We start from the raw sequence: 22,882 nt of genomic DNA on the forward strand, positions 1-22,882 counted from the left end.
ATAAAAAAGCTGCATCTTTCTGCATTTTTTACTTGCAAAAAACATCCTTTGGAGGAATGTGGATGAAAAAGCATGGGCAGAACAGTCTGGATCTCAACTTGGAAAATATGTTTAGAAATAATCCTGTTTTGACATCGGTTTTAGAGACTATTTCTGACGGAATTATCATTGTCTCAGCCAGAAGCGAAATTATTTTTGTTAATAAAGCCTATGAGGATATAATAGGTGTAAAACGCGAAAAGATTGTTAAGAAACCACTTTCCTTAATTGAACCCGAATCGCCCTTGCTAGAAGTTTTGGAGAAGGGAATTTGCTTGAGTAACCAAAAAACTTTACTTAAGGCTGCTGGAGCCTTTATTTTAGCTAGCTCGTCTCCAATAAATATAAATGGAGTTACCATTGGAGCGATATCCGTATTTAAAGATATGAAAGATGTTGTTTTATTAAAAGAAGCATTAGAAAGAACTCAGAGTTTTGCCCATTACTTGCAAAATGAATTGTTTAAAGAACAAGCAGTTACTAATGAATTTCAGTTTCATGGGATCGTCGGTCGTAATCCAAAGCTTCTAGATACTATTGAGGTAGTAAAGCAAGCAGCTAAATACGATTATACAGTTCTTTTGCTAGGCGAGAGTGGAGTGGGCAAGGAATTGTTTGCTAATGCAATTCATTTGGAAAGTAACCGTAAGAATGGGCCCTTTGTAAAAGTAAACTGCCCGTCAATACCAGAGACTTTGATAGAGAGTGAGCTTTTTGGGTATGAAGAAGGTGCATTTACCGGTGCTAGTAAACGTGGGAAATTGGGGAAATTTGAAATTGCACAGGGTGGTACATTGTTTTTAGATGAAATAGGGGAAATTGACTTAAAAGTCCAAGCTAAGTTACTACGTGCGTTACAAGAAAATGAGATTGAAAGGATCGGCAGCAACGTTTCTAAAAAAATAGATGTAAGGGTAGTTGCTGCGACTAATAAGGACCTTGAGGCCATGGTCAAACAAGGAAAGTTTAGGGAAGACCTTTTTTTCCGGCTAAATGTAATTCCCATCAAAATTCCACCTTTAAGAGAACGAAAGGATGATATAGTTTTATTAATTACTGAGTTGTTAAAAAAAATTGGAACTAAAAATAACAAAGAAATATCTATTTCAGAGGAGGCCGTGGACATTTTAGTTTCCCATTCGTGGCCGGGTAATGTCAGAGAACTTTATCATGTGCTCGAATATGCAACTGTTCTGGCCAAAGACGGAGAAATTACTCCAAAACAACTCCCCAAATATTTATTGCGTTCTAATACTGAAAGGGCTTATTTGAATAGCAAGAAACTAAATTTGAAAAATTTGATCGCTTCAGCTGAAGAATCTGCCATCAAAGAAGCCTTAAAAATGGCGAAAAACAACAAATCAAAAGCAATAGAGCTATTAGGTATTAGTAGAAGAACTTTTTACGAAAAAATTAAGCTTTATAACATTAAAATTTAACAGAAAATAGAAAGTCCTTAGTCCTTAGCTTTTTTAGCCGTTAATTAAAAACTTTGGCTGGATATGAAAAAAGTGCCGGGAGACTATACCTAACACTTTATGCTTAATTTGACATAAACAGCGGAGCAAATACTAAGGGCACGACGGTCATCAACTTGCTCAGAATGTTCATGGCAGGACCTGAAGTATCCTTAAAGGGATCACCTACGGTATCATCGGTTGTAATGAAATATGAAATGATTATGGAAAGGACGGAAGCAACTAAAGTACCCGTATTCAAAGCTTTTTGGGCGTTGGCCCCTTCGTCGGTACGTACAAGGAATGTGCCTATAATTGCTGCTACGCTACCAGCAGCAACCATTAACGGTATATAGGTACCGTAGTTAATACCTATAGCTGCAGCCAAAGCCACTCCGGAAATAATAGAGCCAACGTACGCTTCAAACAGGTCAGCGCCCATACCGGCCACGTCGCCACGTTATCGCCCACATTGTTAGCAATAACCGCCGGGTTCAGCGGATCGTCCTACGGAATACCCGCTTCCAGTTTACCTACATATCTGCGCACGTCGACCACTTTGGTGTAGATTCCGCTACCAACCCAGGCAATCCTGTGTCAAAAAGGCTATAGCGCCTTCATGAATGGCCGCGGAATTTTCTTCATGCGCTCTGTTCCTGCATTAGTGCCATTAATCCTGCCGGTCAAGTATAAAGCAAACGCAAATGCCAAAAGGCCAGCTAAATGCACCAAATAATGCAATTCAATTTAAATTGTTCCCTCCCTCTTCATAATTTACTCCTTTCCACCAACATGCATCATTTTTGCTGTGCCCCGGACCAGCACCTGGCCGGAGCCGTCCTCAATCCACCCTTCCATCTGGGAAAGACGACCTTTTGACTCCTTAACTTTGCTCACCACTTTTAACTCCGCATTTACCGGGACAGGCTTAATAAAACGGACGGACAATTCTGCCGTCACTACAATAAGTCCCCGGCTGAGGAGGTGGTTGGCCATGACCTCATCCAATAAGGTACTGACAATACCGCCGTGCACCACTCCGGCATAGCTTTGAAACTCGGGCTTGGGTGTATATTTGGAATAGAACAGGTCACCTTCACTAACAAACCGCAGTTTCAAGCCAATGGGATTACTTTCACCACAGCCAAAACACATGCCATTACCTCGAAACTCCATACTCCTCCCCCTTCCGGTCGAAAGCGAACCAGCTTTCAGCCATCAGCTATAAGCTGTCAGCTTTATTTTATATTTAGCCATAGTACATGTACTTAGTCAAGATTAACAGCAATTACCATGCCACTGAAAGGAATATGTTATCTCAGCTAAAAGCAACGGCTGAAGGCTTACAGCTGAGGCTAAAAAAATAGAGCGTTGGCCTGCACCAACACTCTATTTTTTTTACATAAACAGCGGGGCAAATACCAAAGCCACGATGGTCATCAACTTGATTAGAATGTTCATGGCAGGCCCTGAAGTATCCTTAAAGGGATCGCCTACGGTATCACCGGTTACGGCCGCTGCATGGGCTGGTGAACCCTTGCCTCCATGAACGCCGCTTTCAATGTACTTCTTGGCATTGTCCCAAGCGCCTCCTGCATTGGCCATCATAACAGCCATGAGGAAGCCGGTTATGGTGGCTCCGGCCAGCATCCCGCCTAATGCCTCCTTGCCCAGACCCGGTGTCAAACCGACAATCAAAGGAGCGGCGACGGCGATTAAGCCAGGTACGATCATTTCTTTTAAGGCAGCCGCTGTACTGATAGATACGCAGTTGGCATAGTCAGGCTTTGCTTTGCCTTCCATCAAGCCGGGAATTTCCTTAAACTGTCGGCGTACTTCCTCAATCATGTGGCTGGCGGCACGACCTACAGCCTGCATGGTTAAAGCTCCAAACAGGAAGGGCAGCATCCCGCCGATAAATGCTCCGCCTACCACTGCCGGGTTTAACAAGTCAATAGCAGATACTTTGGCAGCAGCTGTATAAGCGGAGAACAATGCCAAAGCTGTTAAAGCGGCAGAACCAATAGCAAAACCTTTACCGATGGCAGCAGTGGTATTGCCGACAGAGTCAAGGGCATCGGTAATTTTGCGAACCTTAGGATCCAAACCTGACATTTCAGCAATGCCACCGGCATTGTCTGCAATAGGACCATAAGCATCTACAGCAACGATCATGCCGGTTGTGGATAGCATACCCACCGCAGCTAAAGCTATGCCATATAACTCGGCAAACTATAGGCTAGAATAATAGCCACTACTACGACGATAATGGGCAAAGCAGTGCTTAACATACCTACGCTGATGCCGGAAATAATATTGGTTGCCGTACCGGTTTCCGACTGAGCGGCAATTTGTTTAACCGGGTTATAGTCACCTGAGGTGTAGTATTCGGTAATCCTACCGATCAGGTAACCGGCTACTAGACCGGCAACGGTAGCGATGAATACTCCCATACCGGTATAAGTATTATTACCAACTGTAAAAGTATCAAGTAAACCGGTTGTAATAAAGTATGTAAAGATTATGGACAGGACGGAAGCAACTAGAGTACCTGTGTTTAAAGCTTTTTGCGCGTTGGCGCCTTCGTCGGTACGTACAAAGAATGTTCCTATAATTGAGGCTACAATACCGGCAGCGGCAACCATTAACGGGACGTAGGTACCGTTGTTTATACCAAGGGCTGCAGCCAAAGCCACACCGGAAATGATAGAGCCAACGTAGGATTCAAACAGGTCTGCGCCCATACCGGCTACGTCACCCACGTTATCGCCAACATTGTCAGCTATAACCGCCGGGTTCCGCGGATCGTCCTCGGGTATACCCGCTTCAACTTTACCTACCAGGTCTGCGCCCACGTCGGCAGCTTTGGTGTAGATTCCACCGCCTACCCGGGCAAACAGGGCAATTGAGCTGGCCCCCAGGGCAAAGCCATTGACCACGTTGGGATTATCAAAAAGCAGGTTGACAATCCCCAATCCCAATAGCCCCAATCCTACCACCGACATACCCATAACTGCGCCGCCGGAAAAAGCTACACCTAAAGCTCTGTTGGCGCTGTGACGGGCGGCACTGGCAGTACGGACGTTAGCTTTGGTTGCCACCTGCATGCCGAAAAAGCCTGCCAGGATGGAAGAAACAGTTCCAATCACATAAGCTATTGCAGTCTGGGGCTGCAGGCTTTCCGCACCATGCGTAGCAAAGCCTAAAATGGCAATCAGGGCAGCCATTCCCACTACAAAAAATACTAAAACCTTGTATTCCCGCGTCAAAAAGGCCATAGCGCCTTCATGAATGGCGGCGGCAATTTCTTTCATACGGTCAGTTCCTGCATCGGTGTTATTGATTTTGCCGGCCAAATACCAGGCAAAGAGCAGCGCCAGCAAACCGGCTGCAGGAACTAAATAGTTTAGCTCCATTTTTAATTGTTCCCTCCTAAAAAACTCTTAGCTTATTTGATTATAGATAAGAGCAGCGAAAGCAGTAGAAAAGCTATAGCCATAATAGCTGAAACCCTATTTAAGAGTTCATCCAAACCTTTTTTCTTGCCAAAAAGCTGTTCTGCCCCACCGGCGATAGCCCCGGAAAGGCCCGCGCTTTTACCGGACTGCAGCAGTACGGAACTTATTACGCCCAGAGCGGATATAACCTGGAGAATTGTCAGAAACGTTTTCAACCCCTTCACCTCCTGTCTTGAATCAAACAAATATATTCTAGCATAAGCGGAATTGGAATACAACATTCTACCAATTATGTCACTATATTTTGCCATATTTTAGATTAATAAAACAAGAAACTGCTCATCAGCCTTGTTCCACTAGTGCGCACCGCCGTAAATCGCGTGCGATATTAGTCACCAGTCGCCAGTCATCAGTCACCAGAATAGGCTTAAAGCCGCGTCCTTAGCCCTTAGTTGCATTTATGGTTTTTGCAGAAAAAGCCAGCAGCTAATTGCTGATACTGGCGGCTGAAAGCTGAAAGCTAACCAACTAATGACTACAACTAAACCCGGTAAACCCGGGTTTAGTTGTATAGCTTCTAGCGTTTTAAATTGTAGAACGTCTGTGCTCCGCGGTAGCGGGCCAGGTAATCCAGTTCTTCTTCAATTCTTAAGAGCTGGTTGTATTTAGCGACCCGGTCAGTACGGGAAGGGGCCCCTGTCTTAATCTGTCCTGCATTGGTAGCTACTGCAATGTCGGCAATTGTGGTATCCTCCGTTTCACCGGAACGGTGAGAAACGATGGTGGTGTAACCGGCCCGTTTAGCCATTTCGATTGCATCCAGAGTTTCAGTCAGGGTTCCAATCTGGTTAACTTTAATTAAAATAGCGTTGGCCGTGTTGTTGGCAATCCCTTGACTTAGCTTTTCGGTATTAGTCACAAACAGGTCATCGCCAACCAACTGCACCTTCTGACCTAACTGAGCAGTTAGTTCCTTCCATCCATCCCAATCATCTTCTGAAAGACCGTCTTCAATGGAAATGATGGGGTAACGGGAAATTAAACTTGTATAGTATTCAATCATCTCCCGGGAGGTGCGTTCCACATTCTCTCCCGCAAAAATGTATTTGCCATTTCTGTATAGTTCCGTAGCTGCCACATCCAGAGCCAGAAGCACATCTTTACCCGGCTCATACCCTGCCCTTTGAATAGCTTCCATAATTACGCCCAGGGCCTCTTCATTGGAGCTCAGGTTGGGCGCAAAGCCACCTTCGTCGCCAACAGCGGTATTTAAACCTTTTCCTTTTAAAACTGCTTTCAGGTTGTGAAACACTTCCACGCCCATGCGCAGTCCTTCAGCAAAAGTTTCAGCGCCCACAGGCATGATCATGAACTCCTGGATATCGACGTTGTTATCGGCGTGCTTGCCGCCGTTTAAAATGTTCATCATGGGGACGGGCAGCTCTTTGGCGTTGACGCCCCCGATATAACGGTAAAGAGGCAAACTCAGCGATTCCGCGCCTGCTTTGGCCACAGCCAAAGACACCCCTAAAATGGCATTGGCGCCCAGCTTGGATTTGTTGGGAGTGCCGTCTATTTCCAGGAGCATCTGGTCAACTCCTACCTGGTCCAGAGCCTCCATCCCCACCAGCTCCGGTGCAATCTGCACATTGACGTTATTGACCGCGTCCATTACGCCTTTTCCCAAATACCTGCTTTCATCGTTGTCCCTCAATTCTACGGCTTCATAAGCTCCCGTAGAGGCACCGGAAGGGACTGCAGCCCTGCCTACGGAACCGTCTTCCAAAAACACTTCCACCTCTACTGTGGGATTCCCCCTGGAATCCAGTATTTCCCTGGCAAAAATATCTGTGATTGTTGGCATAAATCTATCATCCTTTCTTATTGGGTCTAGCTGTCAGCTGTCAGCTATCAGCCCACAGCTTAAAATGAGCTAATTTCTAAACAAAACCAAAAAATTCAACTAAAAATGTATATAGTTTCGCATGCAGCCATTAAGCTAAGATATTCGCCATCCAGAAGTTGATGGCTGACGGCTGAAGGCTGCTAGCTTTTTATGAGTAAGCTTTCCCCTGTCATCTCCGGCGGCTTTGCGATGCCCAAAATGTCCAGAACCGTGGGAGCTATGTCCTGAAGCGATCCTGCGCGCAACTTGGCATTTTTGAAACAATCGCAAACCAGTATAAACGGTACGCTGTTGCTGGTATGAGCCGTGTGGGGTTCCTCGGTTTCCGGGTCAATCATTTCTTCGGCATTGCCGTGGTCAGCAGTAACCAGCACAACACCGCCCATGGGCAGGATTGTATTTATTACCTGCTCCAAACAGCTGTCAACCGTTTCACAGGCTTTGACAGTAGCATCCATTATGCCCGTATGTCCCACCATGTCAGGGTTGGCATAATTCACAATGCCAACCTGGTACATTCCGGAAGACATTTTCTCTCTTACCTCGCGAGTCACTTCCCAGGCGCTCATTTCCGGTTTTAAATTGTATGTCGCTACCTTTGGGGAAGGTACCAGCACCCGGTCTTCACCGGGATAGGGTTCTTCCACGCCGCCGTTAAAGAAGAAGGTCACATGGGCGTATTTTTCAGTTTCCGCAATCCGAATCTGCCTGATGTTATTTTTGCTTAGCACTTCGCCCAAGGTGTTTTCAAGGTTCTGGGGTGGGAAAGCAACCGGAGTATCAAAGGTCAAGTCATACTGGGTCATGGATACAAATTTGACCGGCAACAACCCTTCAGGCCTGACAAATCCTTGGAAATCATCTTCGATAAAAGCCCGGGTCAATTGCCTGGCCCGGTCAGCCCGGAAGTTAAAAAAGATTAAAGTATCGCCCGGGGAAACCAGCCCCTTAGGGCTCCCCTTTTCATCCACAATAACCGTAGGAGGCACAAATTCATCAGTAACCCTTTCCCCGTAGGCCTGTTCAACAGCTGCCAACGCCAGGGTAGCTTTCCTGCCTTCTCCCTGCACCATGGCTTTGTAACTCTGGGCAGTTCTTTCCCACCGCCGGTCACGGTCCATGGCATAATACCTGCCCATTACAGTGGCAATGGCGCCATAGCCCAATTCATTGAATTTCCGTTCCAACTGCACAATATATTCTTTGGCGCTGGCCGGGGCAACATCTCTCCCGTCTAAAAATGCATGAACAAACACTTTGTCCACCTTGAGCTTCTCGGTCATGTCCAGCATGGCCATGAGATGGTCTATATGGCTGTGTACCCCGCCATCAGATAAAAGTCCCATGAAGTGGACAGCCTTTCCCTTTTCTTTGGCATGCTGCATAGCGTCAACCAGCGCTGCATTTTCGTAAAACTCACCCTGTTTAATAGCGCGGTTGATCCGGGTCAACTCCTGGTACACCACCCGTCCGGCTCCTATATTTAAATGTCCTACTTCCGAATTGCCCATTTGCCCGGGAGGCAAACCAACCGCTTCCCCCGAGGCAGCTAAAGTGGTAAAAGGGTACTCTTGTTTCAACTGCAGGTAACAGGGTAACTTAGCCATTGCTAAGGCGTTGCCTTCAGTATTGTCACTTAAACCCCACCCGTCTAAAATCACCAGTACCACAGGCTTATGCCCCAAGATTAAAACACTCCTTATCAGGTCAGTTGTTGGTTGTTAGTTTTTAGTTGTTAGTTTTCCAGAACTGCAACAAAGCCGGTTTGAGTGGTTAAACCTGTTTTTAACCAACAACCAGCAACTAACAACTATCAACTGTTTTTATAGTTGACTATTTCCGCAAAATCCTTGGCTTTTAGGCTGGCACCGCCCACCAAAGCTCCGTCAATATCCGGCTCTGCCATAAGCTCCTGAATATTATCAGGCTTAACACTTCCTCCGTATAGAATGCGGATTTGCCCGGCAGATTCCTTGCCAAACCGGGCAGCCAGAACTTCTCTGATATAACCGATAACCTCCTGAGCATCGCCGGCAGAAGCGGTTTTGCCGGTGCCAATAGCCCAAACAGGTTCATAGGCAATAACCAACCGGGCCGCTTCCTCCGGCTTGAGCCCCGCTAACCCCTGCTCAATTTGGAGGCGGCAGACTTCTTTGGTTATGCCTTCTTCCCGCTGGGCTAAAGTTTCCCCTACGCACACAATGGGAATTAGCTTTTGTTTCAAAAGCGCTTTAACTTTTTTATTTACAGATGTATCGGTTTCGCCAAAATACTGCCGGCGTTCAGAGTGGCCTACAATGCAGTATGTACAGCCCATATCAAAGAGCATAACAGGAGAAATTTCCCCTGTATAAGCTCCTTCCTCTTCCCAGAAAACATCCTGGGCGCCCACCCGGAGCACTGTATCTGCGGTCAGCTTCAGCACAGTCTCCAGGGAAGTAAAGGGCGGGCATACGGCCACATCGATATCTGCCTTTTTGAGTAACGGCAGTAGTTGGCTAATCAAAGTCTTGGCCTCTGCCGGAGTCTTATACATCTTCCAGTTCCCGGCAATGAAGGGCCTCCTCATGGCTTTTCAGACCTCCTTTGTGCTTTGTATTGGCTATCAACTGTCAGCTACCCTCAAAATGTTAACCCTTGTGTCCGCTGCTCCGGGATGACTTCGCCAAGAGCGCTGCTCCTGCTCATCGTTTGACTTCCAGCGGCACGCGCTGATGCGGCGTCCATGCCGCTCCAGCGCTCTCGCAGCGTCCATGCTGCTCGGCCGCTTACAGTCAAACTCTTCACAGAGCGCTCTATGGCTTGTCATATGTCGCAGCTACGCCACAATGGGTTACAATTTTTCATTCTTCTGATGGCGCTGCGACAGCAGCATGGGTGTCTGTCAGCAAATAGCTATCAGTCACCAGCAATCAGCTGTCAGCTTAAAAATATTACAGTTTTTCCAGCCGACGATTATCGCATGCATTATATACTTAAAAGAAATACAGCAAAAGCTGAAGGCTTAGGGCTGCCGGCTGATGGCCGGCGTGCAGGCCTACTTATCAGCTAACGCCGCTACGCCCGGCAGCTCCTTCCCTTCGAGAAATTCCAGGGAAGCGCCGCCGCCGGTGGAGATATGGGTGATTTTTTCGGCCACCCCTGCTTTTTCCACAGCAGCTACGGAATCTCCGCCGCCAATAATGGTTGTCCCTTGCACTTCAGTCATAGCCTGGGCAACTGCCATCGTGCCGCCGGCAAAGGGTTCAATCTCAAAGACCCCCATGGGGCCGTTCCAGACTACGGTTTTAGCTTGTTTCACGGCTTCCGCATATTTTTGAGCAGTTTTGCTGCCGATATCAACTATCATCCAGTCCGCAGGTATGTCTTTAACACTTACTTCCTTATAGGCGGCATCTGCTTTAACTGCCTCAGCCACTATAACATCCTCCGGCAGGTACAGCTCTACCCCTTTGCTCTCAGCCCTGGAAATTAGTTCCCGAGCCAGTTCAACCTTGTCTTCTTCTACCAGGGATTTACCGATCTCCATTCCTTTTGCCTTTAAAAAGGTATTAGCCATACCCCCGCCAATGATTAAACTATCCACTTTGCCGAGCAGGTTTTCAATTACCCCGATTTTATCCGACACCTTGGCCCCACCCAAAACAGCGGCAAAAGGCCGTTCCGGCTGGGAAAGGGCTTTACCCATTACAGCGATCTCTTTTTCCATCAACAAACCGGCAACAGCCGGCAAATGGGCAGCCACCCCGGCGGTGGAAGCATGAGCCCGGTGGGCAGCCCCGAAAGCATCGTTGACGTAAATGTCGGCAAGCTCTGCCAAGGCCTTGCTGAGCTCAGGGTCGTTCTTCTCTTCGCCGGGATAAAAGCGGATATTTTCCAAGAGAAGGACTTTGCCTACCTTCAGGTCTGCCACCAGCTTCTTGGTCTCTTCTCCTACAGCGGCATTAGCCAATTCCACTTTCTGCCCTAAGAGCTGGCCTAGCCTTTCCGCCACAGGGGCCAGGCTATACTTGGGATCCGCCTTGCCCTTAGGCCGTCCCAGGTGGGAGGTTAAAATCACCTTTGCCCCTTCCTTCAGCAGGTATTTAATTGTCGGCAGTGCTGCCTGAATCCGGGTATCATCGGTAATCTGCCCTTTTTCGTCCATTGGGACGTTAAAGTCCACCCGGACTAAAACCCTTTTTCCTTTGACATCTATATCCCGTACAGTCTTTTTATCCATGCACCATACTCCTTCTTCTAACCGAAAAATCTATTGCAACTGCCTGCGCCGCGCCCCTTTTTAATCCCCGGTCACCTGTAGGCTAACGCCGTCGTCGATCCTTAGTTGCGCGTATTCTTCTGTGGACTTATGGAACCGTCAGCCCCACGGGTAATTAGGCAGCGACGAACAATGGCTGACGGCTGAAAGCTAACGACTAACTACAGGCCTCTCGTAGCTATATAGGCAGCCAGGTCCACTACACGGTTGGAGTATCCCCATTCGTTGTCATACCAGGCAATTACCTTGGCCATGTTTCCTTCAATTACCATAGTCGACAAAGCATCAACGATGGAAGAATTGCTGTTGCCGTTGAAATCAGAAGATACAAGCGGCTCTTCGGTGTATGCCATGATACCCTGCAATTCCCCCGCCGCTGCTTCTTTCAAAGCGTTATTGATATCTTCCACGGTTACATTTTTGTCCAGTTCAGCCACCAGATCGACTACAGAGACGTTAGGGGTAGGCACCCTCATGGCAAAGCCGTTGAGCTTGCCCTTTAGTTCCGGCAGTACCAGCGCCACGGCTTTGGCAGCCCCTGTAGTAGTGGGGATGATGGACATTCCCGCCGCCCTGGCCCGACGCAGGTCCTTATGGGTTTGGTCCAGAATGCGCTGGTCGTTGGTATAGGAGTGAACGGTAGTCATTAAACCACGGCGAATGCCAAATTTTTGGTGCAGCACTTTGGCCACCGGAGCCAGGCAGTTAGTGGTGCAGGAAGCATTGGAAAGGATCTTATGCCGTGCCGGATCATATTTCTCTTCGTTGACGCCCATCACTATGGTAATATCCTCATTTTTGGCGGGAGCGGAGATAATGACTTTTTTTGCTCCCCCTTGCAGGTGAGCCGCTGCTTTTGTAGCATCGGTGAACAAACCGGTGGACTCAACGACAACGTCAGCCCCTACTTCCCCCCAGGGGAGTTTGCCAGGGTCTTTTTCAGCAAATACTTTAACTTCTTTGCCGTTAACCACAATTGCCCCTTCTTTAGCGGAAACATGGGCATTTAAAATGCCATGTACGGAGTCATACTTGAGCAGGTGGGCATTGGTCTCTGCATCAGTCAAATCGTTGATAGCCACTATTTCCACCTCGGGGTTATTCATGGCCGCCCTGAAAACCAACCTCCCGATCCTTCCGAATCCGTTAATACCAATTTTTACTGACATGTAAATTCCTCCTTTTATATATTTGTAGTAATATATTTAAGTATAAAAGACCGGTTGATGTTCACAAACCCCTGGCAGACTGCAGCTTTCGGATGATTAATTTAAGCAAATTAAAGTAAACCAATGGCTAACGACCGATAGCTGCTGGCTCGCAATACATGCCATAAAATAATATGCCACCTTTAACAAAAACTATGAGTTTTGGTAAGGCTGGAAAATCAACCCTATCTGGTATCCTATTCTATATAAACAAAAAAAATCCTGTCCGAGAACAAAAGCATTTTATGCCTTTCGGCATTTATAGGTACAATAACATAAGGGGAACACCCCCCTAACAACCCCTATGTCCAGGAAATTTATCACAATACTTATGCGAGTATAATTTCTTAAACGATAAACAAAAAAAACGAATGCTTTTAAAGCACTCGTTTTATAAATCTAACGTTCTCAAAGCGGTATCCAGATATTGTCTTCATTTTAAAATCTCTTCCTCTTGGCAGCCGCCGGTATCCCTTGCTCATCCCGGTATTTGGTCACCGTCCGGCGGGAAATGGATATTCCCCGCTGAGTAAGAAGTTCCGCCAACTGCTGGTCAGTATAGGGCCTGCGCGGGTCTTCAGAATCGACTAATTCCTGGATTGTAGCTTTCACACTTTGGGCAGAGGTGGAAGTCCCCTGACTGCTTTCTACGCCGTTGGCAAAAAAGAATTTTAGTTCAAAAACACCTAAGGGGGTCTGCACATATTTATGGGCGGTAGCCCGGCTAACGGTGGATTCATGAATTCCCAAAACATCTGCTACCTGTTTTAATGTCAAAGGTTTTAAAGCCTTGAGCCCCCGTTCAAAAAATTCCCTTTGAAAAGAAATTATGCAGTTGACAACTTTATATAGGGTTAGCCTGCGCTGCTCAATGCTTTTAATAACCCATAGCGCCGAATTCAATTTTTGTTCCACGAATTTGACTGTTTCTTCATCATAATTTTTTTCTCTCTTCATCAGGGCCTGATAAACCGGATTCACTCCCAACCGCGGGGTGGAACTGTCATTCACTAAAACCACATACTCTCCTTCCACTTTTTCCACCACTACATCAGGAATGATATACCTTGGTTCCAACGAATTACCATATTTACTGCCGGGTTTGGGGTCCAGCGTTTTAATCAAATCGGCAGCAGCTTGAACCTCCAGGGGAGATACGGCCAGAGCCTTCGCAATTTTCTGCCATTTACCCTCAGCCAAATCCACCAGATGATTCTTAATTATGGCTTCAGCTACCGGGTCTGCCCATTCTTTGGCTCTCAGCTGAAGCAACAAACACTCGGCCAAATCCCTGGCTCCCACCCCTGTAGGTTCAAAACCCTGAATCAGCGCCAGCACTTTTTCCACCTCTGCCAGTTCGCACCCGCATTTTTCCGCTGCTTCCTGCAGTTCTATTTCCAAATAACCGTTGCCGTTAATATTGCCCAGCAAAAAGTGGCCTATTTCCTCCTCCTTGGGACTTAACCTCAGGAGTTCGAGCTGAATAGTCAAATGCTCCAAAAGCGTAGGAGCCTGCGTTAAGAAGTTTTCTATGGAATGGGGAGCAGTTGCCTCTTTCGGCCCGTTTGGCAAACCTAAATCGCTTTTGTCGGCAAAATATTCCTGCCAGTCTATTTCGTGCTCTTCAACCGGCTCTACCTGTTCCTTTTCTTCCTCTTCTTTAAGTTCCAGCATGGGATTCTCCAGGAGCTCCTGTTGGATGTATTCCGCCAGTTCCAAAGTAGATAACTGCAGTATATTGATAGCCTGCTTTAATTCAGGAGTTATGATTAATTTCTGAGTTTGTTCTAAATTGAGCCCATAACTCATGCGCATCGCTATCACTCCAGTTTAAAATATTCCCTATCCTAATATTCTTTTTTGTTAAACTAATCTCCTGCCTGGTTTCGAAAATGCTAATTATTTCTGTCGAAATTTTGCTTAGGATTTCCGCAAGGCAACAAGAGGATAAACACTTAAAGTGATGCTAAGCGCCACAGCGCTAAACAGCGCTATACCCCACTGGTAATCAGCATAAAAATAGGGATGAAAGCCCAAGCCATAATCGATGTAATCATTTAAAAACATCCAGCCGGCCTGGACAGCAACTTGCCATAGCTTCACCCTTAAATGCCTTAAATAAATAAAACCTTCGGCAGCCATTCCCATATGGGAAAACCAAAGCATCCAAATCTCCGGTGAAATATCACCTCCGGACAACCCGAAGTGGCTGATTAGAACTACCGCCCAGATCCCGTACTTGATAATAGCAGTATATGCAACAAGCTTAAAAGTACTCCAGTTTTTTCGCAGCAAAGTCAACACTAAGGCAATCCCCGTTATAGTCGTGGAAAGAGGGCTGTCGGGAACGAAAAGCCACCACCCCACAGGCGTTTCGGCCAGTTGATACCTGTACCAATAGTAGCCGTAAATTGAGCCTAAGAAATCAATAATGACCATTGTCCATAAAAGTGAGCTGCGAAAAGGGTTGTCCCATAACAGCTCACGAATTTTCCGCCACATGGATTGTTGTCACCTCTTGAGGGTTTTTAAGCCGTTTGACAAATTTCACCGGTACTCCCACTGCTAACGTATATGGCGGCACATCCCTGTTCACCAACGAGCCCGCCGAAACAAGGGCGCCATCACCTATTTTTACCCCCGCCAACACCGTTGTATTAGCCCCGATTAACACGTTGGCCCCAATCTCCACAGGCCCCAGGCGGTACTCATTGGGTAGGAACTCATGACAAAGAATAGTGCTGTTGTATCCCAAGACACTGTTATCCCCGATAGTGATCCTTTCAGGGTGAAAGATGTCAAACATGGCCATCAGCCCTATGCCCACATCTTTCCCGATCTTCATCCCCAAAAAAGTGCGGTAAAGAAAATTCTTAACCCGGATAGAAGGAATAAAGCGGCCAATTTGGATGATGATAAAATTTTTCATGGTCTTAAGCGGATGGGCGATGCGTTTCCAATAGTGCATGGCATTTTCATGGGGCGAAGGATAATATTCTAACCTGCGCATTTGGCTTACATACCTCCTTTCCTGTCAGCTATCAGTTGTCAGCCGCCAGCCAAAAGACTGGGCGCTCTTGGCGAAGTCAACCTAGAGCAGCGGACACAAGGGTTACATTTTTAGTGTAGTCCCAGCAAACCTGAACAAACATGGCTGATGGCTGTCGGCTGATAGCTAATAGCTAACCTCTTAATTTTTCCGCCATCTTCTCCAGGCGCCGCAGGCGGTGGTTGACTCCTGACTTGCTGACCGGTGGCTCCAGCAGTTCTCCCAACTCTTTCAGGCTGGCATCAGGGAATTCTAACCTCAGCCGGGCCACTTCCTTCAAACTGGCAGGCAGTTGTTCGTACCCAATCCTACTTAACAAAAACTGGATATTTTCCACCTGGCGCATTCCCGCGTCAATAGTCTTGTTGAGATTGGCGGTTTCACAATTGACCAGCCTGTTCACTCTATTGCGCATTTCTTTCAAAATCCTGGTGTTTTCAAAATCGAGAAGTGCCGTATGGGCCCCAATAATATTTAAGAACCGGATAATCTGCTCACTTTCTTTCAGATAAACAACATACCAGTTCTTCCGCTGGCTGACCCTTGGTTCCAGCTGCAGTTTTCGCATCATTTGACAAAGGAGCTGGGCGTGATAGTTGTCCCGGGTAATCAGCTCCAGGTGATAAGTCCCCTCCGGGTCGCTTACCGATCCTCCGCCCAGAAAAGCGCCACGCAAATAGGCCCGGCGACAGCACTGGCTGGCAGGCACTACTGCATTCCAGTCTATTGTCAGTCCTTCTTCACCAATTTTAATGTGCAAAGCATCAAGGATAACCTGCACTCCTTGCTGGGGTGGGATCTTCACTACATAGATATTGTTCTTTTTCAGGCGAACTTTACGCCGGACGGAAGTATCCACGCTCAGGTCAAAAAGCTGCTTGAGCAACTTAATTACCTTTCGAGCTACAGCAGCGTTTTCAGAGACAAGCTGGATGGCAATGTTCTCCCTGGAACTGATCTGGATGGAACCATCCATCCTGATTAATGCCGAAAGCTCCGCCAACTGGCAACAGCGGCGTTCCGGCAAAATTCGGGCTAAATCATTTTTAGCCTTAGAGGAAAAGGACACTGGTGAACCCTCCGTACTTAAACTTTCTTTTACTTTCTTTTGCGGAAAGATTGCCGAATAATTAATCTGGCTAGCTGGTCAGGGTCATGCCTGGCTAACTCTTGAGTATGGAGCAATCTGTCACCGATTACTTTTACCCCTAATTTATCTATAGCCTTTCTGTCCACAGGCACAGGGCAAGCCCCTTCTTCCCGATACTTTTTAAAAAGTTGGCCGGAAACAGTGCCTGTATTCACCACCATGTAATCAACCGCATTCTCCCCGCCATGTTTGAGGATCGCCCGCAAATGGTCGGAAGCAGTGTAGTCATCGGTTTCACCAGGTTGAGTCATAATGTTGCAAATATAAATAACAGGAGCTTTAGTTTCCTGCAAAGCCTGCGCAATACCTTCCACCAGCAGGTTAGGTATGATGCTGGTATACAAGCTACCCGGACCTAAAACAACCACATCCGCCTCCCGGATAGCGCGAATTGCCTCAGGGTGGGCGGGACAACCAGTGGGCTCTAAAAAAACCTTCTTAATCCGCTTCCCCGTTTTGGGTATTTTGCTTTCACCCTTAACTACCGTTCCATCGGTAAATTCCGCACACAGAGTAGTATGTTCCAGGGTTGAAGGGACCACTTTCCCCCTTATGGCCAAGACTTTACTCAATTCTTGTACCGCCTGGTCAAGGTTTCCGGTAAGCTCAGTCAAACCGGCTAAAAGCAAGTTGCCCAGGCTATGGCCGGCCAGCCCTTCGCCCTGTTCAAACCTATAGTTTAAGACATCGTCCATCAATGTTTCCGTATCAGCCAGGGCTACCAAGCAGTTTCTGGAATCGCCCGGTGGCAGGACGCCCAGTTCACCCCTGAGCCTCCCGGAGCTTCCTCCGTCATCTGCTACCGTAACGATAGCAGTTATATTGCTGGTAAAGCTCTTTAGTCCCCTCAGTAACGTGGGTAAGCCCGTTCCTCCCCCGATAGCAACGATCCGCGGCCCCCGCTTTAAACTGCGGCGCTGGTACAATACCTCCACCAGTCGTTCGGCATTTTCAGGGAGCAAAGTGTTAAAAAGTGAGTTCATCACTTCTTTGAACCCAATGGCAATAAAGGCAATTCCCACAGCCACCAGCAAGAGGCCCAACCACCAGGAAAAGGAACTGCCCCAATAACTGTAAGTAAGCTGTACCACTGTTTTCAATAGAATCCCTAAGAGCACCGCATCATCCAACACCGACAAACCGGCGCCCAAGAGCAGGAGTCCCATAAAAGCAAGAAATAACCAGCGTTTGATTTTCAACCCCGGATAGAGCCATTTTAACCAGCTCAGCATGATTTTTTCCCCATATTGCGCTCCACATCCCTGTGGGTCACAATTATTTTATAATCAGGGTTATTAAGTAAGTCCCTGATCTGGTTGGCAAGAGTCACTGAACGGTGCTGCCCCCCGGTGCAGCCAATGGCCACCACCAGATGGGTTTTTCCTTCCCGGATATAGTAGGGAACCAGGTAGTTCAGCATTTCAGCAAACTTTTCGATAAAAACGTTTGTCTCCGGGGAAGCCATTACATATTCCTGCACTTTGGGATCTTCCCCGCTTAAATCCCGCAATTCCTTGACGTAAAATGGATTAGGCAAAAAACGGACATCCATTACCAGATCAGCATCCAAAGGTATGCCGTATTTATACCCGAAAGATACAACGGTAACCACCAGCTTATAATCCCTTTTGCTGCCGAATAATTCTGCCACCTGCTGCTTGAGCTGCCTGGGCGAAAGCTCGGAAGTGTCGATAATCTTTGTAGCCCGCCCCCGTAGTGGTTCCAGTCTCTTGCGTTCCTCTATGATGCCTTCCAGAACCCGTCCTTGACTTGACAGGGGGTGCCTGCGCCTTGTTTCCTTGAACCTCCTAACCAAAGCTTCATCCGAGGCCTCTAAGAACAGCAATTCATATTTTAAGCCGTGGTCATCCAGGTAACCTAAAGCATCCTGTAGGCTGCCGAAGAATTTCCCTCCCCGGATATCCATGACCAGGCCCACCTTGTGCAAACGGTCTTCCGGTTCGCTCAAGAGCTCGGTAAATTTTGGAATCAGGGTAGGAGGAAGGTTGTCGACACAAAAAAAGCCTAAATCTTCCAAGCAGCGAATTGCCTGAGTCTTTCCTGCTCCGGACATGCCTGTTACTACTACAAGCTGTGTTTTATGTTTGGTGGTCATCCCTATCACCTCGTTTCGCAGTTGCAATATCTATACGTGTTTATTCGTAAATTTTAATTTGCACTGAAACACCGACAAACTGAGGAATACAAACCGCTTTATTTATAGATAAGTATATATTTTCTTAATAAAAAAAACAAACGAAACAGAAGAACCTTATATTTTTTGTGCATATTAGGTAGCCTTGTATCCAACGGCGCATGGAATACGCAAAAAATTACCCCCAACAAAGTCAGGGGCAATTTCATAGTATTATGTTACTATTTTACCAACCAATGAAAACGACTCTTTAGCAATTTCTTAATCTCGTCAACCGTTTCAAGCCTTAAAGCTTCCTCAGCAATAACCGCAGCTTCTTTTTTTGATACAGCTCTGACAATACTTTTAACAGAATTCAGATTGCTAACTGTTACTGACAATTCATCAAAACCTAATCCAATTAATAAAGGTACTGCCAAGGGGTCTCCCGCCATTTCTCCACAGATGCCGACCCATTTTTTTGCCTGCGTTATACGTTCAACAACATACTTTAATTGCCTTAAGACAGCAGGGTGAAAGTAATCATACAGGTAAGCAACCTTTGCATTCATCCTATCCGTAGCCAAAGTATACTGGGTCAAATCGTTGGTACCTATACTGACAAAGTCAACTTCTTGTAATAGTGCATCGATCAATAGTACGGCAGCGGGTGTCTCGATCATTATTCCAATTTTAACTGTCGAATTAAATGGTTTACCCGATTGTACGAGCTCACCCATCGCTTCTAAAAAAACTGCCTTAGCTTGCCTGATTTCTTCAACGGAAGTGATCATGGGAAACATTACCCAGACATTACCAAAATTTGCAGCCCTGAGAATAGCCTTCAGCTGGTTTTTTAAAATGTCCGGCTCTGCCAGGCAAATCCTGATTGCGCGCCACCCCAAGAAGGGGTTTGCCTCGTGCGGAATGTTCAAACCAGGCGGTTTCTTGTCTCCTCCCGCATCCAAGGTTCTTATGATTACCGGCTTTCCTTGCATGCTCAAGGCAACAGCCTTGTATACTTCGAACTGCTCATCTTCGTTGGGTAAATGCGGGGTATCCATGAATAAAAACTCAGTCCGAAATAATCCTATACCGTCAGCATTGTGGGCAAATGCGTGATTTGCCTCTGCCACTGAACTAATATTTGCCGCCAACTCAACCTTACACCCGTCAGTTGTCACAGCCGGCAGATCCTTTAGCATATCATGCTCTTTTAATTCCTTTTGCTGTTTTATTAATTGGTTATAATATTTTTCCAAGTTATGAGTTTCCGGGTTGACAATAGCTAATCCAGCACTGCCATCTACAATTATCTGCCAACCATCTTCCAGTTCTTGCATTATACCGGAAGCGCCGAAAACCGCAGGCAAAGCTAAAGATTTTACCAGGATGGCAGCATGAGATGTACTGCCACCCTTTTCAGTTACTATTCCTTTAACCTTGTCCTTATCGATTTGGACGATGGAAGTGGGTGTTAACTCATCTGTCACTAAGATACTATTTGCCGAAAACTCGATTTTTGACCTTTTTTTACCGGACAAAGATATTACCAAGCGCCTTTGAAGATCTTCTAGGTCGCTAGCCCTCTGGCGCATATAGTCGTCTTCCAACTGAGCCATATTCCTTTTCTTAGTCTCAAGTACTGTTTTTACGGCTGACTCAGCGTTTACATGCTGTGTGCGAATCAGCTTAATAACTTCATCATATATTTCCGGATCATCAATTAAAAGCAACTGAATCGACCAGATAGCAGCTTCCGCTTCCCCTATTTCCTCCGCAATTTTTTGTTGCTCTGAAGCAAGGTCCTTCTTAACTTGTTCTACAGCCCTTTGGAAACGCAAGATTTCCTCTTGGAGTAGATCCGCGTCTATTTTTTTTGTCTCGAAGTTATAGTCTTCAGTACAGTTTATTATAGCTGATCCGATAGCAATTCCGGGAGAGGTTGCTATACCATGGAAAACCTTCTCTTCCTGCATCCCGTGCTCACCTTCTTTACGCTTCGCCAAATTTATTTTCCACTAGCTCCGTTAAGGCCTTTAAGGCATCCTCCTCGTCAGCACCTTGGGCTATCAATTTGACTTCGTCTAGATATTTTGCAGCCAGCTGCATTATTGCGGTAATGCTTTTAGCATTTATCCTCTTACCATTCTTTTCTAACCAAATTTCTGATTGATATTGTTGGGCCATTTTCACCATTAAGGCAGCCGGTCTGGCATGCAAGCCAATTTCATTTCTTATCGTAAAAAGTTTCTCTTGCATAAGTGACACATCCTTAAGTTTCTTATTAACTCAAAAGCTGACTATTACTCTAAAAGTATCAGGCTTCGAAGCCAGTTGGAAAGCTTCCTGGATGTCTGCCAAGGGAAATACTGCCTGGATAAAGGGAGCAGGATTAATAATCCCATAGTTTAGAAGCCTGGTTGCCTTTAAGAAATCTTCCGTAGACGGACTTACTGCACCCGTAATTACTATTTGGGAATTATGAATATAATTGGGACTTACACTAATGGGTTTGTCAGGATAAAATGAACCATACATAATTACCCTGCCCATTTTGCCAGCCATTTCTATTGCTTCGGCGGCAACTTCGGCTATAGCGGTTGTATGGATAACAGCATCGGCTCCCCGTCCGTCGGTCAAGCTCTTAACTACTTCCACAGCATTTTCTTCTGCCGAATTGATTACAAAATCAGCCCCCAATTCTTTTGCCAGCTGACGCCGTTTGGCATTAACCTCACAGACTATTACTCTGGTAGCAAGTTTTTTCGCCAAAAGGAGATGTAAAAGTCCCATTATGCCGGCACCGACTATGACCACATCGTTGCCTATCTTCAAATGTGCCTTCTCAATGCTGTGAATAACGCAGGCTAAAGGTTCGCTGAAAGCACCAATCGTAAAATCAAGTTCAGGGCTGAGCCTGAAGAGCTGGCTCGGCCTGGCAATTAGATATTCACTCAAGCCGCCTATGCCATCCATTTCCAGCACGGGTCTTGGTAGCTTACCGATTTGTTCGCATAAGTTGTCCTCCCCTTGCTGGCAGTAGTAGCACTCCCCGCAGTGAGCGAGAGTCCTGATAGCAACTTTATTCCCTACCTTCCATCGGCTGTGTACGCCATTACCAAGTTCAGCTATTTCACCTACCACTTCATGTCCTCCAAGGTAAGGCAGCGGCACCTGCTTTGCTCCTGAAAAAACTCTCTGTTCCCAGGTGCAGAGGGCACAAGCCTTGACCTTTACCAGTACTTCGCCCACGCCCGGTTTAGGCTTATTAACTTGGACCACTTTTACTTTGCCGGGAGATATAATAGCACCTACTTTCATGGTTCCAGTCATATATTATCCTCCTAAGCCAGTTCCTGTAAAGCTTCTTCGACAGACGCATCTTCATGGATAATCATAGAAATTGCACGGCAGTATTTGCCTGGGTTGGGGTGTTTCCAAATGCTTCGGCCAATAGCTACGCCAGCCCCGCCTGCTTCCAATGAATCTTTAATTGTTCGCAACAGTTCCTCCTCCGAATTGCCACCCGGCCCACCCAAAATGACCACCGGCTTATAGCATCCTGCAGTAACTTTTTTAAAGCTTTCCAAATCGCCGGTGTATTGTGTTTTAACAAAATCAACTCCATATTCCGCCCCCAACCGGCATGCAAAGGCTATATTCTCCGGTGTCCAGTGCTGGGTGTCCCAGCCCATGGGAAGCATTTCCGCCAGGAGGGGCATACCCCAATGGTAAGCCTCACTTACAAAATGGGCCAGCTCTTTTAATGAAACATCTTCGCTCGAAGCACCAGGAAATCCCATGCAAACTACGCCGTCAGCACCGAGTTTTACTGCATCTTCCACGGTAAAAATACGGCCTGCTACTCCTCCCTTAGGGCCTAATTGTGAGGTACCGCCATCAATTCTTAAGATTAACCCCGCCTCCCCGATCTCTTTCTGATAAGTAACAGCTAAGCCAAAAGTAGTCAACAAGGCATCGACACCGTTCTCAACCGCCACTTTTATTAATACGCCTGGGTCATTTAATTCCGGTAGCACCTTTAAGCCGGTGCCGTGATCCATGGCCAGAATAAAAATTCTCCCATCCTTTTTAAATAGTCTGTGCATTCTTCGTTTCATATGTCAAACACCCCGTTTTTCGTAGTTAGGGAAGGAAAGGGAGCAGAGCTCCCTTTCCGTTCAAAAAGTAACTTAGTATCACAGCAAAACCTACTG

19 protein-coding genes and 2 pseudogenes are annotated in these 22,882 nt (G+C 46.6%); 1 reads left to right on the forward strand and 20 read right to left on the reverse strand.

Going from position 1 to position 22,882, the window contains the following annotated elements; translation table 11 throughout:
• The first annotated feature begins 62 nt into the window (after positions 1-62).
• Positions 63-1,478 carry a sigma-54 interaction domain-containing protein gene (locus EYS13_RS10350; RefSeq protein ID WP_227762282.1) on the forward strand — a complete coding sequence of 472 codons (1,416 nt, stop codon included), beginning with the start codon at positions 63-65 and terminating at the stop codon, positions 1,476-1,478.
• A 103-nt stretch (positions 1,479-1,581) separates the two neighbouring features.
• Here EYS13_RS10350 and EYS13_RS16555 read toward each other — a convergent pair whose 3' ends face one another.
• The 20 genes and pseudogenes from EYS13_RS16555 to EYS13_RS10445 all read right to left on the reverse strand — a co-directional run bounded on the left by EYS13_RS16555 (position 1,582) and on the right by EYS13_RS10445 (position 22,786).
• On the reverse strand, positions 1,582-1,722 hold the full coding sequence (locus EYS13_RS16555; protein WP_423055342.1) for a sodium/proton-translocating pyrophosphatase: 141 nt from the start codon (positions 1,720-1,722) through the stop codon (positions 1,582-1,584).
• Positions 1,708-2,084: pseudogene (locus tag EYS13_RS16560) on the reverse strand (sodium/proton-translocating pyrophosphatase); the annotation flags it as partial. The pseudogene EYS13_RS16560 and the gene EYS13_RS16555, both read right to left, overlap by 15 nt.
• A gap of 186 nt (positions 2,085-2,270) precedes the next feature.
• Entirely contained in the window at positions 2,271-2,672 is a 402-nt protein-coding gene (locus EYS13_RS10360) for a PaaI family thioesterase (RefSeq protein ID WP_227762284.1), read from the reverse strand.
• Positions 2,673-2,894: 222 nt separating this feature from the next.
• A pseudogene (locus EYS13_RS16420) lies at positions 2,895-4,912 on the reverse strand (sodium-translocating pyrophosphatase).
• A gap of 32 nt (positions 4,913-4,944) precedes the next feature.
• Positions 4,945-5,178: a preprotein translocase subunit SecG gene (secG, locus tag EYS13_RS10370; protein WP_423055343.1), complete on the reverse strand. Its 234-nt coding sequence runs from the start codon at positions 5,176-5,178 to the stop codon at positions 4,945-4,947.
• A 353-nt stretch (positions 5,179-5,531) separates the two neighbouring features.
• The gene (gene eno, locus EYS13_RS10375) at positions 5,532-6,818 is read right to left on the reverse strand and encodes a phosphopyruvate hydratase (protein ID WP_227762286.1); all 1,287 of its coding nucleotides are present in this window, start codon (positions 6,816-6,818) and stop codon (positions 5,532-5,534) included.
• 182 nt (positions 6,819-7,000) lie between these two features.
• Positions 7,001-8,545 carry a 2,3-bisphosphoglycerate-independent phosphoglycerate mutase gene (gpmI, locus tag EYS13_RS10380; RefSeq protein WP_227762287.1) on the reverse strand — a complete coding sequence of 515 codons (1,545 nt, stop codon included), beginning with the start codon at positions 8,543-8,545 and terminating at the stop codon, positions 7,001-7,003.
• Between the two features lie 128 nt (positions 8,546-8,673).
• Positions 8,674-9,429 carry a triose-phosphate isomerase gene (gene tpiA / locus EYS13_RS10385; protein ID WP_227762288.1) on the reverse strand — a complete coding sequence of 252 codons (756 nt, stop codon included), beginning with the start codon at positions 9,427-9,429 and terminating at the stop codon, positions 8,674-8,676.
• 468 nt (positions 9,430-9,897) lie between these two features.
• Positions 9,898-11,082, reverse strand: coding sequence for a phosphoglycerate kinase (locus tag EYS13_RS10390; RefSeq protein ID WP_227762289.1), 1,185 nt, complete (start codon positions 11,080-11,082; stop codon positions 9,898-9,900).
• Positions 11,083-11,282: 200 nt separating this feature from the next.
• A complete protein-coding gene (gene gap / locus EYS13_RS10395) occupies positions 11,283-12,290 on the reverse strand; it encodes a type I glyceraldehyde-3-phosphate dehydrogenase (RefSeq protein WP_227762290.1) in 1,008 nt (335 codons plus the stop codon).
• Between the two features lie 477 nt (positions 12,291-12,767).
• Positions 12,768-14,144, reverse strand: coding sequence for an RNA polymerase factor sigma-54 (rpoN, locus tag EYS13_RS10400; RefSeq protein ID WP_227762291.1), 1,377 nt, complete (start codon positions 14,142-14,144; stop codon positions 12,768-12,770).
• A gap of 105 nt (positions 14,145-14,249) precedes the next feature.
• The gene (locus EYS13_RS10405; RefSeq protein WP_227762293.1) at positions 14,250-14,831 is read right to left on the reverse strand and encodes a DUF1405 domain-containing protein; all 582 of its coding nucleotides are present in this window, start codon (positions 14,829-14,831) and stop codon (positions 14,250-14,252) included.
• The gene (locus tag EYS13_RS16370) at positions 14,812-15,339 is read right to left on the reverse strand and encodes an acyltransferase (protein ID WP_277998189.1); all 528 of its coding nucleotides are present in this window, start codon (positions 15,337-15,339) and stop codon (positions 14,812-14,814) included. Before EYS13_RS16370 ends, EYS13_RS10405 begins: the two co-directional genes overlap by 20 nt.
• A 172-nt stretch (positions 15,340-15,511) precedes the next feature.
• Entirely contained in the window at positions 15,512-16,447 is a 936-nt protein-coding gene (gene whiA, locus EYS13_RS10415; protein WP_227762295.1) for a DNA-binding protein WhiA, read from the reverse strand.
• 29 nt (positions 16,448-16,476) lie between these two features.
• The gene (locus EYS13_RS10420; RefSeq protein ID WP_227762297.1) at positions 16,477-17,760 is read right to left on the reverse strand and encodes a gluconeogenesis factor YvcK family protein; all 1,284 of its coding nucleotides are present in this window, start codon (positions 17,758-17,760) and stop codon (positions 16,477-16,479) included.
• Entirely contained in the window at positions 17,754-18,644 is an 891-nt protein-coding gene (gene rapZ, locus EYS13_RS10425) for an RNase adapter RapZ (protein ID WP_227762299.1), read from the reverse strand. Before rapZ ends, EYS13_RS10420 begins: the two co-directional genes overlap by 7 nt.
• A 260-nt stretch (positions 18,645-18,904) precedes the next feature.
• Positions 18,905-20,641, reverse strand: coding sequence for a phosphoenolpyruvate--protein phosphotransferase (ptsP, locus tag EYS13_RS10430; protein WP_227762301.1), 1,737 nt, complete (start codon positions 20,639-20,641; stop codon positions 18,905-18,907).
• A 16-nt stretch (positions 20,642-20,657) separates the two neighbouring features.
• A complete protein-coding gene (locus EYS13_RS10435; protein ID WP_227762303.1) occupies positions 20,658-20,924 on the reverse strand; it encodes an HPr family phosphocarrier protein in 267 nt (88 codons plus the stop codon).
• 30 nt (positions 20,925-20,954) lie between these two features.
• Entirely contained in the window at positions 20,955-21,998 is a 1,044-nt protein-coding gene (locus tag EYS13_RS10440; protein ID WP_227762305.1) for a zinc-dependent alcohol dehydrogenase, read from the reverse strand.
• A gap of 11 nt (positions 21,999-22,009) precedes the next feature.
• On the reverse strand, positions 22,010-22,786 hold the full coding sequence (locus EYS13_RS10445; protein ID WP_227762307.1) for a class I fructose-bisphosphate aldolase: 777 nt from the start codon (positions 22,784-22,786) through the stop codon (positions 22,010-22,012).
• Between the last annotated feature and the right edge of the window lie 96 nt (positions 22,787-22,882).

The sequence above is a fragment of the Zhaonella formicivorans genome, from assembly GCF_004353525.1.
Lineage (GTDB): Bacteria > Bacillota > DUOV01 > DUOV01 > Zhaonellaceae > Zhaonella > Zhaonella formicivorans.

Coding starts and splice junctions, on each gene's coding strand:
- EYS13_RS10350 (WP_227762282.1), top strand. CDS start 63: ATGAAAAAGCATGGGCAGAACAGTCTGGATCTCAACTTGGAAAATATG.
- EYS13_RS10360 (WP_227762284.1), bottom strand. CDS start 2,672: ATGGAGTTTCGAGGTAATGGCATGTGTTTTGGCTGTGGTGAAAGTAAT.
- eno (WP_227762286.1), bottom strand. CDS start 6,818: ATGCCAACAATCACAGATATTTTTGCCAGGGAAATACTGGATTCCAGG.
- tpiA (WP_227762288.1), bottom strand. CDS start 9,429: ATGAGGAGGCCCTTCATTGCCGGGAACTGGAAGATGTATAAGACTCCG.
- EYS13_RS10390 (WP_227762289.1), bottom strand. CDS start 11,082: ATGGATAAAAAGACTGTACGGGATATAGATGTCAAAGGAAAAAGGGTT.
- gap (WP_227762290.1), bottom strand. CDS start 12,290: ATGTCAGTAAAAATTGGTATTAACGGATTCGGAAGGATCGGGAGGTTG.
- rpoN (WP_227762291.1), bottom strand. CDS start 14,144: ATGCGCATGAGTTATGGGCTCAATTTAGAACAAACTCAGAAATTAATC.
- EYS13_RS10405 (WP_227762293.1), bottom strand. CDS start 14,831: ATGTGGCGGAAAATTCGTGAGCTGTTATGGGACAACCCTTTTCGCAGC.
- EYS13_RS16370 (WP_277998189.1), bottom strand. CDS start 15,339: ATGCGCAGGTTAGAATATTATCCTTCGCCCCATGAAAATGCCATGCAC.
- EYS13_RS10420 (WP_227762297.1), bottom strand. CDS start 17,760: ATGCTGAGCTGGTTAAAATGGCTCTATCCGGGGTTGAAAATCAAACGC.
- rapZ (WP_227762299.1), bottom strand. CDS start 18,644: ATGACCACCAAACATAAAACACAGCTTGTAGTAGTAACAGGCATGTCC.
- ptsP (WP_227762301.1), bottom strand. CDS start 20,641: ATGCAGGAAGAGAAGGTTTTCCATGGTATAGCAACCTCTCCCGGAATT.
- EYS13_RS10435 (WP_227762303.1), bottom strand. CDS start 20,924: ATGCAAGAGAAACTTTTTACGATAAGAAATGAAATTGGCTTGCATGCC.
- EYS13_RS10440 (WP_227762305.1), bottom strand. CDS start 21,998: ATGACTGGAACCATGAAAGTAGGTGCTATTATATCTCCCGGCAAAGTA.
- EYS13_RS10445 (WP_227762307.1), bottom strand. CDS start 22,786: ATGAAACGAAGAATGCACAGACTATTTAAAAAGGATGGGAGAATTTTT.